Source organism: Aeromicrobium erythreum, from assembly GCF_001509405.1.
GTDB classification, from domain to species: Bacteria; Actinomycetota; Actinomycetes; order Propionibacteriales; family Nocardioidaceae; genus Aeromicrobium; species Aeromicrobium erythreum.
In genome coordinates this window covers 2438713-2454332 of record NZ_CP011502.1, presented here as the reverse complement: position 1 = coordinate 2454332, position 15620 = coordinate 2438713, and the positions used below count along the sequence as shown (strand labels likewise).

General features: G+C 72.6%; 19 protein-coding genes. 13 read left to right on the top strand and 6 right to left on the bottom strand.

The genetic code is table 11. The features are described from left to right. The first annotated feature begins 9 nt into the window (after positions 1-9). The 3 genes from Aeryth_RS11625 to Aeryth_RS11615 all read left to right on the top strand — a co-directional run bounded on the left by Aeryth_RS11625 (position 10) and on the right by Aeryth_RS11615 (position 4061). Positions 10-1845, top strand: a complete 1836-nt coding sequence (locus Aeryth_RS11625) for an AMP-dependent synthetase/ligase (RefSeq protein ID WP_067858782.1) — start codon at positions 10-12, stop codon at positions 1843-1845. Positions 1846-1899: 54 nt separating this feature from the next. After that, on the top strand, positions 1900-3009 hold the full coding sequence (gene hemW / locus Aeryth_RS11620; protein ID WP_083516622.1) for a radical SAM family heme chaperone HemW: 1110 nt from the start codon (positions 1900-1902) through the stop codon (positions 3007-3009). 146 nt (positions 3010-3155) lie between these two features. After that, the gene (locus tag Aeryth_RS11615; protein WP_158509206.1) at positions 3156-4061 is read left to right on the top strand and encodes a CHAP domain-containing protein; all 906 of its coding nucleotides are present in this window, start codon (positions 3156-3158) and stop codon (positions 4059-4061) included. Between the two features lie 81 nt (positions 4062-4142). On the opposite strand, the gene Aeryth_RS11610 is transcribed toward Aeryth_RS11615, so the two are convergent. Both Aeryth_RS11610 and Aeryth_RS18335 read right to left on the bottom strand, forming a co-directional pair. Continuing rightward, the gene (locus Aeryth_RS11610; protein ID WP_067858773.1) at positions 4143-4991 is read right to left on the bottom strand and encodes a DUF3097 domain-containing protein; all 849 of its coding nucleotides are present in this window, start codon (positions 4989-4991) and stop codon (positions 4143-4145) included. Continuing rightward, positions 4984-5415, bottom strand: a complete 432-nt coding sequence (locus tag Aeryth_RS18335; protein WP_067858770.1) for a hypothetical protein — start codon at positions 5413-5415, stop codon at positions 4984-4986. Before Aeryth_RS18335 ends, Aeryth_RS11610 begins: the two co-directional genes overlap by 8 nt. 153 nt (positions 5416-5568) lie before the next feature. Here Aeryth_RS18335 and hrcA point away from each other — a divergent pair, with 153 nt between their 5' ends. From hrcA to era, 8 genes are all read left to right on the top strand, one after another. After that, positions 5569-6606 carry a heat-inducible transcriptional repressor HrcA gene (gene hrcA / locus Aeryth_RS18330; protein WP_067858767.1) on the top strand — a complete coding sequence of 346 codons (1038 nt, stop codon included), beginning with the start codon at positions 5569-5571 and terminating at the stop codon, positions 6604-6606. Positions 6607-6622: 16 nt separating this feature from the next. After that, entirely contained in the window at positions 6623-7783 is a 1161-nt protein-coding gene (dnaJ, locus tag Aeryth_RS11595; protein ID WP_067858765.1) for a molecular chaperone DnaJ, read from the top strand. Positions 7784-7827: 44 nt separating this feature from the next. After that, the gene (locus Aeryth_RS11590) at positions 7828-8172 is read left to right on the top strand and encodes a histidine triad nucleotide-binding protein (protein WP_067858762.1); all 345 of its coding nucleotides are present in this window, start codon (positions 7828-7830) and stop codon (positions 8170-8172) included. Between the two features lie 65 nt (positions 8173-8237). Beyond that, positions 8238-9260 (top strand): PhoH family protein, encoded by a 1023-nt coding sequence (locus Aeryth_RS11585; RefSeq protein WP_067858760.1) that lies wholly within the window; start codon positions 8238-8240, stop codon positions 9258-9260. Then, positions 9238-9765 carry an rRNA maturation RNase YbeY gene (gene ybeY, locus Aeryth_RS11580; RefSeq protein ID WP_067858757.1) on the top strand — a complete coding sequence of 176 codons (528 nt, stop codon included), beginning with the start codon at positions 9238-9240 and terminating at the stop codon, positions 9763-9765. Before Aeryth_RS11585 ends, ybeY begins: the two co-directional genes overlap by 23 nt. Then, positions 9762-11057 carry a hemolysin family protein gene (locus Aeryth_RS11575; protein WP_067858754.1) on the top strand — a complete coding sequence of 432 codons (1296 nt, stop codon included), beginning with the start codon at positions 9762-9764 and terminating at the stop codon, positions 11055-11057. Before ybeY ends, Aeryth_RS11575 begins: the two co-directional genes overlap by 4 nt. Beyond that, positions 11050-11409 (top strand): cytidine deaminase, encoded by a 360-nt coding sequence (locus Aeryth_RS11570; RefSeq protein WP_067858751.1) that lies wholly within the window; start codon positions 11050-11052, stop codon positions 11407-11409. Before Aeryth_RS11575 ends, Aeryth_RS11570 begins: the two co-directional genes overlap by 8 nt. Further along, a complete protein-coding gene (gene era / locus Aeryth_RS11565) occupies positions 11406-12320 on the top strand; it encodes a GTPase Era (protein WP_067858749.1) in 915 nt (304 codons plus the stop codon). The genes Aeryth_RS11570 and era overlap by 4 nt, the downstream gene beginning before the upstream one ends. On the opposite strand, the gene Aeryth_RS11560 is transcribed toward era, so the two are convergent. Next, complete coding sequence (locus Aeryth_RS11560) at positions 12317-12586, bottom strand: acylphosphatase (RefSeq protein ID WP_067858746.1); 270 nt, start codon at positions 12584-12586, stop codon at positions 12317-12319. The two genes, era and Aeryth_RS11560, sit on opposite strands and share 4 nt — an antisense overlap. A gap of 33 nt (positions 12587-12619) precedes the next feature. On the opposite strand from Aeryth_RS11560, the gene Aeryth_RS11555 reads away from it, so the two are divergent. After that, a complete protein-coding gene (locus tag Aeryth_RS11555; protein ID WP_067858743.1) occupies positions 12620-13630 on the top strand; it encodes a PHP domain-containing protein in 1011 nt (336 codons plus the stop codon). Position 13631: 1 nt separating this feature from the next. On the opposite strand, the gene Aeryth_RS11550 is transcribed toward Aeryth_RS11555, so the two are convergent. Genes Aeryth_RS11550 through Aeryth_RS11540 form a run of 3 tightly spaced genes read right to left on the bottom strand, consistent with a single transcriptional unit; the run spans position 13632 to position 15275 of the window. Beyond that, positions 13632-14369, bottom strand: a complete 738-nt coding sequence (locus tag Aeryth_RS11550; protein WP_067858740.1) for a hypothetical protein — start codon at positions 14367-14369, stop codon at positions 13632-13634. Next, the gene (locus Aeryth_RS17690) at positions 14366-14725 is read right to left on the bottom strand and encodes a hypothetical protein (protein WP_067858737.1); all 360 of its coding nucleotides are present in this window, start codon (positions 14723-14725) and stop codon (positions 14366-14368) included. The genes Aeryth_RS11550 and Aeryth_RS17690 overlap by 4 nt, the downstream gene beginning before the upstream one ends. A 40-nt stretch (positions 14726-14765) precedes the next feature. Beyond that, positions 14766-15275: a flavodoxin family protein gene (locus Aeryth_RS11540; RefSeq protein ID WP_067858734.1), complete on the bottom strand. Its 510-nt coding sequence runs from the start codon at positions 15273-15275 to the stop codon at positions 14766-14768. Positions 15276-15455: 180 nt separating this feature from the next. Between Aeryth_RS11540 and Aeryth_RS17965 the strand changes: the two genes are divergently transcribed. After that, positions 15456-15599, top strand: coding sequence for a hypothetical protein (locus Aeryth_RS17965; RefSeq protein WP_158509205.1), 144 nt, complete (start codon positions 15456-15458; stop codon positions 15597-15599). The last annotated feature ends 21 nt before the right edge of the window (positions 15600-15620 follow it).

The following is a 15620-nucleotide window of genomic DNA, read 5'->3' as shown; positions in this document are numbered from 1 at the left end:
AGGACACCCATGCCGCAGACCGCAACGCCCGAGCAGCTCAAGATCGTCGAGGACCGCGCGCCGAACGTGGCGACGATGTTCTACGACCGTGTCGCTGCGTCGCCGAACCGGGAGGCGTACCGCTTCCCCGACGAGAACGAGACCTGGCACTCGCTCACCTGGGCGCAGACCGGCGAGCAGGTCGACCGCATCGCCGCCGGCCTCGTCGCGCTCGGCGTGCAGCCGGAGGAGCGCGTCGCCATCGTCTCCGGCACCCGCTACGAGTGGATCTTCGCCGACCTCGGCGTCAACGCCGCCGGTGCCGCCACGACGACCGTCTACCCGACCACGACGGTCGACGACGAGAAGTACATCCTCACCGACTCCGCCAGCCGCGTCGTCTTCGCCGAGGACGACGAGCAGGTCAAGAAGCTGCTCGAGATCCGCTCCGAGCTGCCCGACGTCGTCAAGGTCGTCACGTTCGCCAGCACCCTCACCGACGGCGACTGGATCATCTCCCTCGACGACCTCGAGGCCCTGGGCTCGGAGCACCTGGCCTCGAACCCCACCGCCGTGACGGACCGCGTCGCGGCCATCACCCGCGACGACCTTGCGACCCTCATCTACACCTCCGGCACCACGGGCCGCCCGAAGGGCGTCCGCCTCGCCCACGACGGGTGGACCTACGAGGGTGCGGCCATCGCCGCCGGCGGCTTCCTGACGCCCGACGACCTCGAGTTCCGCTGGCTGCCGATGGCGCACTCCTTCGGCAAGGTGCTGCTCACGACGCAGCTGCAGATCGGCTTCGCCGCCGCGATCGACGGTCGCGTGCCGAAGATCGTCGAGAACCTCGCCATCGTGAAGCCGACCTTCATGGGCGCGGCGCCGCGCATCTTCGAGAAGGCCTACGGCCGCATCATCAACATGACCGAGGAGGAGGGTGGCGCGAAGCTCAAGATCTTCCGCTGGGCGGAGAAGGTCGGCCTCGAGCACTCGCGCGCCGTCCGGGCCGGCAAGCCGGTCTCGCCCGCGCTGAAGGCCAAGCACGCCGTTGCCGACAAGCTCGTCTTCTCCAAGGTGCGCGCCCGGTTCGGTGGGCGGGTCCGCTTCTTCATCTCCGGCGCAGCGGCCCTGTCGCCCGACATCGCCGAGTGGTTCCACGCCGCGGGCGTGCTCATCCTCGAGGGCTACGGCCTCACCGAGACCAGCGCGGGCTCCTTCGTGAACCACCCCGACGCGTTCAAGCTCGGCTCGGTCGGCCTGGTCATGCCGGGCACCGAGGTCCGCGTCGCCGACGACCGCGAGATCCTGATCAAGGGTCCCGGCGTCATGCGTGGCTACCACAACCTCGAGTCCGAGAGCGCCACCACCGTCACCGACGACGGCTGGCTGCACACGGGCGACGAGGGTCGCGTCGACGAGGACGGGTTCCTCTTCATCACCGGCCGCAAGAAGGAGCTCTTCAAGACCTCCGGGGGCAAGTACGTCGCCCCGCCACACATCGAGGGCGTCTTCAAGGGCATCAGCTCGATGACGTCGCAGATCATCGTGCACGGCAACGAGCGCAACTTCTGCTCGGCGCTCATCACCCTCGACCCCGACGCGGTGGCCGAGTGGGCCGAGGCCCACGGCATGCAGGGCAAGTCCTATGCCGAGGTCGTGAAGTCGCCCGAGATCCACGCGATCGTCTCCGAGCAGGTCGAGGAGCTCAACCAGCGCCTCAACCGCTGGGAGACCATCAAGAAGTGGGAGATCCTCGACCACGACCTCTCGGTCGAGTCCGGCGAGCTGACGCCGAGCATGAAGGTCAAGCGCGCGGTCGTGGAGGCCAACCACAAGGACCTGCTGGACTCCTTCTACGCTTGAGCGGTGCAGTCGTACGCCGAGGGGCCGGTCACCGAGGGTGACCGGCCCCTCGGCATGTACGTGCACGTGCCGTTCTGCTCCGTGCGGTGCGGCTACTGCGACTTCAACACCTACACGGCCGACGAGCTCGGCGAGGGTGCCACCCGCGCCACCTACGCGTCGTCGGCGATCGCCGAGGTGCGTCGCGCCGCCGAGGTGCTCGGACGCCGGCCCGTCGAGACCGTGTTCTTCGGCGGCGGCACGCCGACGCAGCTGCCCGCCGACGACCTCGTCCGGGTGCTCCGCGCGCTCGACGAGCACCTCGGGCTGGCCCCCGACGCCGAGGTGACGACGGAGGCCAACCCCGACAGCGTCACACCCGCGTCGCTCGCCCGGCTGCGCGAGGGCGGCTTCACGCGGATCTCCTTCGGCATGCAGTCGGCGGTCCCGCACGTGCTGGCGACGCTCGACCGCACCCACGACCCCGCACGGGTGCCGCAGGCGGTCCGCTGGGCGCGCGAGGCCGGCTTCGAGCAGGTCAGCGTCGACCTGATCTACGGCACGCCGGGGGAGTCCGTCGACGACTGGCGCACCACGCTCGACGCCACGGTCGCGCTCGAGCCCGACCACGTGTCCGCGTACGCCCTCATCGTCGAGGACGGGACGGCCTTCGCCCGCAAGGTCCGCCGCGGCGAGGTGGTCATGCCCGACGACGACGAGACGGCCGACAAGTACCTGCTCGCCGATGCGGTCCTGTCCGAGGCCGGGCTCGGGTGGTACGAGCTGTCGAACTGGGCCCGTGACGCCGACGCCCGCTGCCGCCACAACCTGCTCTACTGGCACGGGGCGGACTGGTGGGGCGTCGGCCCCGGCGCGCACTCGCACCTGGCCGGGCGACGCTGGTGGAACGTCAAGCACCCTGCGGCCTACGCGCAGCGGCTCGAGCGCGGCGAGTCGGTCGAGGCGGGCAGCGAGGTCGTCGACGCGGCCGGCCGCCGGCTGGAGCAGGTGATGCTCGAGCTGCGCCTGCGCGAGGGCCTGGCCCTCGACGCCCTCGACGCCGCCGGACGGGCGGAGGTGCCCGACCTGCGCGACCGCGGCCTGCTGCTCGGCGACGAGCGGCTCGTGCTCACCCTGGAGGGCCGGCTGCTCGCCGACGCCGTCGTCCGACAGCTGACCCCATAGCGGAGGTTCCTCTCACTTTTCGGGACTTTAGTCATTCGCGATGCAGGACCTTCGTCGAGGACTTACGGTTCACGTGGGAGAAACAGCAACTCGGGGGAGTTGGCGAGGGAGCAATGCGCATCGCGCATTGGCCAACGGTGATCAGCATGCTCATCGGATTGGCCATTTTTGGTATACCGACATCGGCGGACGCGGCGAGGACCGTGCTCTGCACGAGCTACACGCAGTGCAAGGCGAAGGGGTACAGCGACGGTGGCTACGGCTCCGTCCGGTCCACGTCCTTCTGGAACCAGACGCCGGGCCGCAACTGCACGAACTACGTCGCCTACCGGCTGACGAAGAACCGTCTGGTGGCACGCCCGCCGGGTACCGACGCGGCCCGCACGTGGGGCCGGGCGGCCCGGGCGGCCGGCGTCCCGGTGCGCAGCTACGCCCCGCGTCGCGGCGACGTCGCCTGGTGGGACGCCTACAAGGGCTACTCCGGGGAGAAGGGCCACGTCGCGATCGTCGAGCGGGTCCGCGCCGACGGGTCGATCGTGGTCTCGGAGGACAACATGAACGGCACGTTCATGTGGCGCGTCGTGCGGCGCGGCTCGGCGTGGCCGTCGGGCTTCGTCCGCTACCCGACGTCGGACGGCTCGCCGTCGGGGCTGCTCGAGTCGATGAGGTCCGAGGACGGCAAGGTGTCGGTCAGCGGCATGGCCAGCGAGCCCGACCGGTGGGGCAAGGACGTCGACTACACCGTGGCGCTCGGCGCACCGCTCGACGCGGCGAACGGGGTGCGACCCGTCGAGACGTTCTCGTTCAGCACCGCCTACTACAAGTTCACGTGGCGGCGCACCGTGCAGACGAGGGGACCGGTGCGGGCCTACCTGTACGCGCACAACACCGAGCGCACGCGGGGCAAGGACACGCTGCTCGGTGTCGCGACCCTCGACCTCGTCGAGGACGGGAACGTGCTCGGACGCGTGCTGCCGCGGACGGAGTGGCTCACGCCCACCCCGGCGCCGACCCCGACCGTGCCGACGGTGCAGTCGGTGCTGCAGGACTGAGGGAGGCGCGACGGCCCGGGACCACCTGGTCCCGGGCCGTCTCGCTGCCCAGGCACCGACGGTACGGCGAGGAGCCGCCCGTTACGGGGCGGTGACGAAGTCGATGAGCTCCTCGACGCGACCGAGGAACTCCGGCTCCAGGTCGGTCCAGGAGTCGACCCGGGAGAGGATGTGCTGCCACGCGCGGGCCACGTCGGCCTGCTCGGCGTGCGGCCAGCCGAACGCGGCGCACACCCCGCGCTTCCACTCCAGGTGGCGCGGGACGACCGGCCACGCGGCGACGCCGAGCCGGGCGGGCTTCACGGCCTGCCAGACGTCGACGTACGGGTGGCCGACGACGAGCACGTGGGGTCGGCCGGACAGCCTGGCCGCGATGCGCGACTCCTTCGAGCCGGGCACGAGGTGGTCCACCAGGATCCCGAGCCGGCGGTCGGGGCCCGGGTCGAAGTCGTCGACCACGCCCACCAGGTCGTCGACGCCGTGCAGCATCTCCACGGCGACGCCCTCGACACGCAGGTCGTCGCCCCAGACCTTCTCGACCAGCTCGGCGTCGTGCTTGCCCTCCACGAGGATCCGGCTCGGCAGGGCCACGCGCGCCCGCTGCCCGGCCACCGCACGCGATCCCGACGCCGTGCGGGCGGGCTGCCGCGGGGCGGCGCCGGACGGGGCGACCAGCACCACCGGCCTGCCCTCGAGCAGGAAGCCCGGTCCGAGGGGGAAGACCTTGATCTTGAGGCGCCGGTCCTCCAGGGCCACGGTGCCGAGGTCGCGCTCGACACGCACCACCTCGCCGCACCAGCCCGTCGTGACCTCCTCGACGACCATCCCGAGCTCGGCGGGCACCTCGGTCGAGCGCCCGCGCGGGGGCGCCTTCCAGTCGCCGGCGAGCACGTCGTCGCCGTAGCGACCCCACCCTCGGGTCTCAGCCATGGAGCACGCCCAGCAAGGTCTGGTGGAACGCCTCGAGGTCGTCGCGGCCGATCTCGCCGCTGCTCGTGAGGATCCGCGTGGACGAGCGGGTCAGCCCGACGGCGAGGTCGACGGCCTGCGCCCAGCTGGGCCGCGCGGTGCTCGGCACGACGTCGAGGGGCGGGACGAGGTCGCCGAGGGCCACGGTGTCGCCGTCGGGGACGACGAGCACCAGCTCGCCGCCGACGGGGCCGTGCCCCAGGTGCACCACCTCGACGAAGAGGTCGCCGAGGTCGGCGGCCCACACCGAGCTCAGCGTGCCGCCGCGCGACTCGTGCAGGAGGAACGTGCCGTCGGAGAGCGTCACCCGGCGCGGCCGGTACGTCAGGGTGCGCGAGCGACCCGCGACCGAGACGACCTCACCCTCGCTCCCGATTGCTCCCACGGCGCTAGACTGGCACTTGCGCCTGGTGAGTGCCAAAGCGCCACGCCGCGCCGACGGACCCCGTCTGCGCCGTGCGCGCCCGAGGCCGTCCGGCGTCGTCGCACCCGAGCCACGCACCGTCCAGCCGAGACCGTCCCAGAGGAGGAGAGCGCCGTGCCGGAGGACCGTCGTCTCCCGTCCGAGGACCGTCGCCTGGAGGTCCTGCGCGCCATCGTCGAGGACTACGTCGAGACCCAGGAGCCGGTCGGCTCCCGCGCCCTCGTCGAGCGTCACCAGCTCGGCGTCTCGCCGGCCACCATCCGCAACGACATGGCCGTGCTGGAGGAGGAGGGGCTCATCGCCCAGCCCCACACGAGCGCGGGTCGCGTGCCCACCGACAAGGGGTACCGGCTGTTCGTCGACCGGCTCTCGCAGGTCAAGGCGCTCACGTCGCCCGAGCGTCGCGCGATCGAGACGTTCCTGGGCGGCGCCGTCGACGTCGACGACGTCGTGCAGCGCAGCGTCAAGGTGCTCGCCCAGCTCACCAACCAGGTCGCGATCGTGCAGTACCCGTCGCTGACCCGATCCACGGTGCGTCACGTCGAGGTCGTGGCGCTCGAGGGCGCCCGCGTGCTCGTGGTCGTCATCACCAGCAGCGGTCGCGTCGAGCAGCGCATCGTCGAGCTCGAGGCCACGCCGGGCGACGGTCTGCTGTCCGACGTCCGCTCGCGCATCATGACGGCGGCGGTGGGCCAGCGCCTGCCCGAGGCGTCGCTGCGCCTCGCCGACGTGATCGGCACGTTCGCGCCCGCCGACCGCCCCCTCGTGACCTCCGTGGTCACGACGCTCACCCACGTGTTCTCCGACGAGCGCAGCGACGAGCGCGTGGCCGTCGGCGGCACCGCGAACCTCGCGCGCTTCGGTCGCGACTTCGACACCTCCATCCGCCCCGTGCTGGAGGCGCTGGAGGAGCAGGTCGTGCTGCTGAAGCTGCTCGGCGAGGCCACCACCGACCCCACCGTGCGCATCGGTCTGGAGACCGGCACCGAGGGACTGCCCGGCACGGCGGTCGTCTCGTCGGCGTACGGCACCTCCGAGCAGGCGCTGGCGATGCTCGGCACGCTCGGACCCACCCGCATGGACTACCCCGGAACCATGGCCGCCGTCGGCGCGGTCGCCCGCTACGTCGGGCGACAGCTCGCGGACGGCTGAACAGGACGAAGGACGTATGGCACAGGACTACTACGCGCTGCTCGGCGTCTCCCGGTCGGCGACGCCCGAGGAGATGAAGAAGGCGTACCGCAAGCTGGCGCGCCAGCTGCACCCCGACGTGAACGACGCCCCCGACGCCGCCGACCGCTTCAAGGAGGTCACCACCGCGTACGAGGTGCTGTCGGACCCCCAGAAGCGTGCCGTGTACGACCGCGGCGGCAACCCGCTCGGCGGCGGGGGTGGCGCGGGCGGCTTCGGCGGGGGCGCCGGGTTCAGCTTCGACGACATCATGGACGCTTTCTTCGGCGGTGGTGGCAGCAGCAGCCGTGGTCCGCGCTCGCGTGTGCAGCGGGGGCAGGACGCGCTGCTGCGTCTGCAGGTCGACCTCGCCGAGGCTGCGTTCGGCGTCACGCGCGAGATCAAGGTCGACACCGCCGTGGTCTGCGAGCGCTGCTCGGGCAGCGGCGCCGAGGACGACTCGGCGACGGTCACCTGCGGCACGTGTCACGGCCACGGCGAGGTGCAGCAGGTCCAGCGCACGCCGCTCGGCAGCGTCCGCACGGCCCGCCCGTGCCCGACCTGCCACGGGTTCGGCACCGTCATCCAGGACCCCTGCCACGAGTGCCACGGCGACGGCCGCGTCCGCTCGCGCCGCTCGATCACGGTCTCGATCCCGGCCGGCGTCGACCAGGGCACCCGCATCCAGCTCGCCGGCGAGGGGGAGGTCGGCCCGGGCGGGGGTCCGGCGGGCGACCTCTACATCGAGGTCGAGGTGGCTCGCCACCCCGTCTTCACCCGCAAGGGCGACCAGCTGCGCTGCCAGGTGACGCTGCCCATGACGGCCGCCGCGCTCGGCACGCACGTCGACCTGCCGACCCTCGAGGCCGACCTCGTCGACGAGGACGGACCGGAGGTCGTCGGGCTCGAGGTGCCGGCCGGCATCCAGTCGGGCGAGACGCTCACGCTGCGCGGCCAGGGCGTGCCGCGCCTGCGGGGACCGGGTCGCGGCGACCTCGTCGTCGAGATCGTCGTGCAGACCCCGGACGAGCTCGACGACGCGCAGCGCGACCTGCTGAAGCAGCTGGCCGCCCTGCGCGACGAGGAGCGTCCCGAGGCGCAGCTCGGCAGCACCCACCGCGGCAGCGTCTTCGGCCGCATCAAGGACGCCTTCCGCTGAGTGGCGGCCTCGTCGCGGGCCGCCGGGTGCGGTAGGAAGGGACCATGAGCCCCAGCGCCGACTGCCTGTTCTGCAAGATCGTCGAGGGCGAGGTGCCCGCCGACGTCGTCGCGCAGGACGAGCACGCCGTGGCGTTCCGCGACATCAGCCCGCAGGCACCCACGCACGTGCTCGTCATCCCGCGCGTGCACCAGCCCGATGTCGGCAGCCTGGCCGAGGCCGAGCCGGAGGCGGCCGTGGGCCTGCTGCGCCTGGCCCGCCGCGTCGCCGACGAGGCGGGCGGCTCCTACCGGCTCGTCTTCAACACCGGTGCCGACGCGCACCAGACGGTGTTCCACTGCCACGGGCACGTGCTCGCCGGGCGCTCGCTCGGCTGGCCGCCGGGCTGAGCGCACGGGCGCCGCGGTCCGGCGCTGTCGACGTGTCGGCGCACCCCCGTACCATGGGGGCACACATGACTCCTGATTCTCCCGGGGACCAGCGTCCCCACACGTTCACCGTCCCGACCAGCATCGACACCGTCTCCCTCTACGGACCGGGCGACGAGTACCTGCGCATCGTCGAGGACGCGTTCGACGCGGCGGTCCACGCGCGGGGCAACCAGCTGACCGTCACCGGCGCCCCGGCCGAGGTCGCGCTCGTCGAGCGGCTGCTCGACGAGCTCGTCGCCATCGTGCGCACGGGCCAGGGACTCACCGCCGAGACCGTCGAGCGCTCCATCGGCATGCTGCGCACCGAGACGCAGGAGCGCCCGGCCGAGGTGCTCAGCCTCAACATCCTCAGCAACCGGGGCCGCACCATCCGGCCGAAGACGCTGAACCAGAAGAAGTACGTCGACGCGATCGACCAGAACACGATCGTCTTCGGCATCGGCCCGGCCGGTACGGGCAAGACCTACCTCGCGATGGCCAAGGCCGTCCAGGCGCTGCAGGCCAAGGAGATCACCCGCATCATCCTGACCCGACCCGCCGTCGAGGCGGGGGAGCGGCTGGGCTACCTGCCCGGCACGCTGAGCGAGAAGATCGACCCGTACCTTCGCCCGCTGTACGACGCGCTGCACGACATGCTCGACCCCGAGACGATCCCCAAGCTCCTCACGAGCGGTACCATCGAGATCGCCCCGCTGGCCTACATGCGCGGCCGCACGCTCCAGGACGCCTTCATCATCCTCGACGAGGCGCAGAACACCACCCCCGAGCAGATGAAGATGTTCCTGACCCGGCTCGGCTTCGGCTCGCAGATCGTGGTCACCGGCGACGTGAGCCAGGTCGACCTCCCGTCGGGCCAGAAGAGCGGCCTGCGGGTCGTGCGCGACATCCTCGCGGACGTCAAGGACATCCACTTCGCGACGCTGACCTCGAGCGACGTCGTGCGGCACAAGCTCGTCGGGCGCATCGTCGCCGCGTACGACGCGTTCGAGAACGAGTCGGCCCCGGCCGCGGGACAGGTGGAGCATGAACGTCGACGTCCTCGATGAGTCCGGCCAGGGCGTCGACGTCGTCGCCCTCACCCGGCTGTGCCGCTTCGTCATGCGGCGCATGCGGCTGCACCCGGCCACCGAGCTGACGGTCCGCCTCGTCGACACCGACACCATCGCCGTGCTCAACGAGCAGTGGATGGACAAGAAGGGCCCCACCGACGTGCTGTCCTTTCCGATGGACGAGCTGTCGCCCGGACGGCGCGACCGCGAGCCGGAGGACGAGCCCGAGGGCTACCTCGGCGACATCGCCCTCTGCCCGCAGGTGGCGGCGCAGCAGGCGCCGGCCGCCGGCCACGACGTGTCCGACGAGATCGACCTGCTCACCACGCACGGCATCCTGCACCTGCTCGGCTTCGACCACGCCACGCCCGAGGAGCACGCCGAGATGTTCGGCATCCAGGGTCGGCTGCTGCTGGAGTGGCAGCAGGTCGCGGCGGGCGGCGACGTCGAGGACGGCGTCGTCGAGCCCCGACCGGGCGCCGACGGAGGCAGCCTGCGATGACGGTCGCGATCGTCGCGTCGGTCGTCCTGGCGGTCGCGGCGGGCACGCTGGCGAGCGTCGACGCCGCGCTGTCGTCGTTCTCGCGCGCCCGCGCCGCGGAGCTGCGCGAGGAGGGTCGCGGCGGCGCCGTGCCCCTCGGCCGGATCCTCGAGGACCCCGCACCCGCCCTCAACACGGTGCTGCTGCTGCGGGTGGTCTGCGAGACGGCGGCCGTCGTGCTCGTCGCGCTCGTGGTCGACGACGTCGTCGGCGGGCTGTGGTGGCAGATCGTCGTCGCCGTGGCGATCATGGTCGTCGTCTCCTACGTCCTCATCGGCGTCGGGCCGCGGACGCTCGGTCGCCAGCACTCCGAGGCCGTGGCGCTCGCGTCGGCCGGTCCGGTGCGGCTGCTCACCGCCCTGCTCGGACCGGTGCCCCGGCTGCTCATCGTGCTCGGCAACGCGCTCACCCCCGGTCGCGGCTTCCGTGAGGGACCGTTCGCGTCGGAGGTCGAGGTGCGCGAGCTCGTCGACCTCGCCGCCGCCAGCAGCGTCATCGAGTCCGACGAGTCACGCATGATCCAGTCGGTCTTCGAGCTGGGCGACACGATCGTGCGCGAGGTCATGGTGCCGCGCCCGGACCTCGTGTTCATCGAGCAGTCCAAGACGCTGCGCCAGGCGATGTCGCTGTGCCTGCGCAGCGGCTACTCGCGGGTGCCGGTCATCGGCGAGAACCTCGACGACGTGCTGGGCATGGCGTACCTGAAGGACGTCACGAAGCGGGTCTTCGACAACCACGTCGCGGAGTCGACCGAGCGCATCGACTCCATCATGCGTCCGTGCCTGTTCGTGCCCGACACGAAGCCGGCCGACGACCTCCTCAAGGAGATGCAGGCGCAGCGCACGCACGTCGCGATCGTCGTCGACGAGTTCGGCGGCACGTCGGGCATGGTCACGATCGAGGACATCCTCGAGGAGATCGTCGGCGAGATCACCGACGAGTACGACACCGAGCCCGACGAGCTCGAGAGCCTCTCCGACGGGTCGTACCGGGTGAGCGCCCGCTACGACGTCGACGACCTCGGCGAGCTGTTCGACGTCGACCTCGACGACGAGGACGTCGACTCCGTCGGCGGCCTGCTCGCCAAGCACCTCGGCAAGGTCCCCATCCCCGGCAGCACGGTGGAGGTGGAGGGCCTGCGGCTCGTCGCCGAGGCCCCGAGCGGCCGCCGCAACCGCATCGGACGCGTGCACGTCTCGCGCGTCGACGTCCCGTCCGACCCCGACCCCGTCCCCGGAGGATCCCGTGGCTGACCCCACCCCCGCCCACGCTCTCGACCCGGCTCCCGGACCGGAGGACGCGAAGCTCGCCACCCTGGCCCGCGCCACCCGCGCGCGCACCCAGGCGCCGGCGGGTGCCGCCGTGCGCGACCTCGACGGTCGCACGTACGCCGCGGCCGACGTCGCGCTGACGTCGCTGCACGTCGGTGCGCTCGACCTCGCCGTCGCCATGGCCGTCTCCTCCGGCGCGCGCGGTCTCGAGGCGGCGCTCGTCGTCGCCGACGCGCTGCCCGACGTCGGCGCGGTGCGCGACCTCGCCGGGACGGGTGTCCCGGTGTTCCGCGCCGACACGGCCGGCACGGTCGTCGAGGGGACCACGACGTGACCTTCCGCTCCGGCTTCGCCTGCTTCGTCGGCCGCCCCAACGCGGGCAAGTCGACGCTCACCAACGCCCTCGTCGGCGAGAAGGTGGCCATCACCTCCTCCAAGCCGCAGACCACCCGGCACGCGATCCGCGGCCTGGTGCACCGCGACGACGCGCAGCTCGTCCTCGTCGACACGCCGGGTCTGCACCGACCCCGCAACACCCTCGGCCAGCGCCTCAACGACATCGTCCGCACCACGTGGGCCGAGGTCGACACCATCGCCATGTGCTTCCCCGCGGACCAGAAGGTCGGGCCCGGCGACCGCTTCCTCGTCGAGGAGCTCGCGAAGATCCGCCGCACGCCCGTGCTCGCCGTGGTCACCAAGACCGACCTCGTCGCCCCCGAGCGGGTGGGGGAGCAGCTGCTCGCGGTCCAGTCGGCCGGTGAGGCGGCCGGTCTCGTGTGGCGCGACATCGTGCCGGTCTCCGCGGTCGCCGGCGACCAGGTCGACCTGCTCGCCGACCTGCTCGTCGCCACGCTGCCCGAAGGTCCGCCCATGTACCCGGAGGGCCAGCTCACCGACGAGCCGGAGGAGACGATCGTCGCGGAGATCGTCCGCGAGGCCGCTCTGGAGGGCGTCCACGACGAGCTGCCGCACTCGATCGCCGTGGTCGTCGAGGAGATGGTGCCGCGCGAGGACCGTCCGGCCGACCGCCCGCTGCTCGACGTCCGGGTCAACGTCTACGTCGAGCGCGACAGCCAGAAGGGCATCGTCATCGGGCGCAAGGGTGCGCGCCTGAAGGAGATCGGCACGGTCTCGCGCACCCAGGTCGAGCGGCTGCTCGGGACTCCCGTGCACCTCGACCTGCACGTCAAGGTGGCGAAGGACTGGCAGCGCGACCCCAAGCAGCTGCGCAAGCTCGGGTTCTAGCCGCGGGTCCTGAACCCGGTCTCGCCGACCGGCTCCTCCTCCTCGACCGCGACGTCGGCGACCTCCGCGCGAGGTGGCCCCTGGCGGCACCACGCGAGCACACGCTCGACGGCGGCAGGCTCGCCCTCGAGCACCGCCTCAACGGTGCCGTCGTCGCGGTTGCGTACCCAGCCGGCCACACCCGCTGCGTGCGCCTCGCGCTCGAGCGACGCACGGTAGAAGACGCCCTGGACGTGGCCGGAGACGACGACGTGGCGACGGATCATGCGCCCACCGTAGGCCCGGTGCACGATGGACGCATGGACCCGGTGACCGCGCTCGAGGAGGTCGCGTTCTGGCTGGAGCGCGCTCGCGCCTCGAGCTACCGCGTGGAGGCGTTCCGGCGGGCCGCCGACGTGCTGCGCGACCGCGACGACGTCGAGCAGCTCGCCCGGGAGGGGCGGCTGCGCTCGCTCGACGGGATCGGCGAGCGCACGGCCGGGGTGGTGCGCGAGGTGGTCGAGGGTCGGGTGCCCGACTACCTCGCCACCCTCCGGGAGGAGGGCGAGGGTCCGCTCGTCGCCGGCGGCGAGCGGGTCCGTGCGGCCGTCCGCGGCGACCTGCACACCCACACGGACTGGTCCGACGGCGGCTCGCCGCTGGAGGTCATGGCCCGGACGGCGGCGCGCCTCGGGCACGAGTACGTCGCGATCACCGACCACTCACCACGCCTGACGGTGGCCAACGGCCTGACCGCGGACCGGCTGGAGGCGCAGCTGGAGCTGGTCGCCGACGTCGACGCGCAGGTAGAGGGCACCCGGGTGCTGTCGGGCATCGAGGTCGACATCCTGAAGGACGGGTCGCTGGACCAGGACCCGGCGCTGCTCGACCGGCTCGACGTCGTGGTGGCGAGCGTGCACTCCGACCTGCGCGCCGACAGCATCGCGATGACGCGACGCATGCTCGCCGCCGTCAGGAACCCGGCGACCGACGTGCTCGGCCACTGCACGGGTCGGCTGGTGGAGGGGGGACGAGGTACTCGTCCGCCGAGCCGGTTCGACGCGCGCCGGGTGTTCGCGGCGTGCGCCGAGCACGACGTGGCCGTGGAGATCAACGCCCGTCCTGAGCGGGCCGACCCGCCGGACGACCTCGTGCGGCTGGCGCTCGAGGCCGGCTGCCTGTTCAGCATCGACTCCGACGCGCACGCCCCCGGCCAGCTCGACTTCCTCGACCACGGCTGTGCGCGAGCTGCCGCTCTGGGCGTGCCGCTCGAGCGCATCGTGACCACCTGGCCACTCGAGGATCTCCTGGCCTGGACCGGTCGCCGGTAGCTCAGAGGCGCGCGGCGAGCGCGGCGGCGTCGCGAGGGGCGACGGCGTCGGCCACGCGGCCGGTGACGTCGTCGTAGACGTCGATCAGCTCGCCGAGCTCGCGCACCATGCGACGGGCACGGGCCTCGCCGTCGCCGCAGTCGGCGCGGCACTCGCCGGCGGCCACGCGGTGCGCGGCAGCCAGGGTCGCCAGCGACCACGCCTCGGGCGCGGTGAGGTCGGGCCCGGCCGCGAAGGCCATGACGCGCGACGCGGTGCGGTGGTGCTCGGCGTGTGCCGGGTCGAGGTCGCCCCCGTGCAGCGATGCGGTGCGGGCGACGTCCCAGGCGGCCGCGACCTCGCGCGCCTGCGCGGCGGCGTCGAGCGCGTCGACGTCGTGCGACGCGAGCAGCAGCTGCGTGTGGTCGGCGTAGCCCTGCACGCTGACGCGCGCCGTCGGGTCGACGAGGCGGAGCACCTGCGCGGCCTGTGCGAGACGTAGCCGGGTGCGCAGCTCGACGGAGTCGTCGCCCGTGCCGAAGAGGCGACCGACCAGCGGCACCAGACGGTGCCGGTCGGCGTCGCTCGCGAGGTCGTTGGCGGTGCGCGCCTCGTGGGCGAGCACCGGGTGGGTGCACTCGGGCCGGTCGCTCCACGGCTCGCCGGCCAGGACCGAGACGTACTCCATGACGCAGGCCTCGCCCGCGTCGGCGTCGTGGGCGCCGGCCGTCAGCGTGGGCAGTCCCTCGGGGAGGTTCATGACCCCATGGTCCCAGGACGGCCCAGCCCCGTCCTGTCGACGGCGCGGCGGCGCCGGTGCGCCGCGACGACCACGACGCCGAGGGCGACGGTGGTGAGCGTCCAGACGACCGCACCACCCTGCAGCGCGGGACCGACCCACGACGGTTCCTCGCCCAGGCCGTCGACGGCGTCGAAGCCTGTGCCCCAGGCCCTCCACAGGACGGCGGCGGATGCCAGGGAGGCCACCGCGAGGAGGACGACCGCGACGCGCCACCCGGCAGAGCGGGCCTGCGCGACCACGACCGGCCCGACGCCGACGGTGGCCAGCGCACATGGCGGGCCGGCCATCAGGGCGGCGGCAACGAGCAGGTCCATCCGGTCAGCCTAGGGCGGCACCGGTCGGTCGAGGTGAGCGTCAGCCGACGTCGAGCAGGGCCGCCACCGTCGCGCCGAGCTCGTAGGCAGCCGCACGCTCGTCGTCGCCGACGTCGCCGAGCAGCTGCAGCGGGGCCGCGACGCGGCGCCAGGGGAGGGCCTGCGCGATCGACTCGACCGAGCGGACGGCGCCTTCGGCGTCGTAGCGGCCGTGCACGCAGAGCGCCCACGGAAGGCGGCCGCCGTCGGAGGTCCCGCCCCCGGCGTCGGTGCGGGCCCCGCCGCCGTCGTCGCCCAGCGCTCCGCCGACGGCCAGGAACGTCCGGTCGAAGAGGTCCTTGAGCAGACCCGACATGTACCCGAAGTTGGCCGGGCAGAGCAGCACGAGGCCGTCCGCCGCGAGGAGGTCGTCGGCCGTGGTCGTGTCGGGGGAGAGGACCCGGACGTCGACGCCCTCGATCGCGTCGTCCTGGGCACCGGCTGCGAGCTCCTCGCCCAGGAGGCGGGTGGCCGCCGTGGGCGTGTGCAGCACGAGCAGGAGGGTGCTCACCGAGCCGTCCGGGTCTCGAGAGTCATGCCCCCCAGTATCGCCGGACGCGCATCGTCCGGCGCTGGCGCGACCCTGCGCGAGGAGACGTGACCTGAGTCATATGTCGTCGGACGTGACGATCGGTCTCCTCCGGCACTCTCACCGTCGTCCCCCACCACCCGTCTCCCCGAGGAGTCCCCGATGGCTCGACCCAAGCGCAACCTGTTCGCCCTGCTCGGCTGGCTCGTCTGGAAGCTGCTCTCGCTCGTCGGACTGCCGATCGAGAAGCGCAAGCTCGAGGAGCGTCGCCACGACCGCGGCTCGCGCCGGTCGCGTCGGCGCTGACCGCCCGGCACCCCGTCCCGT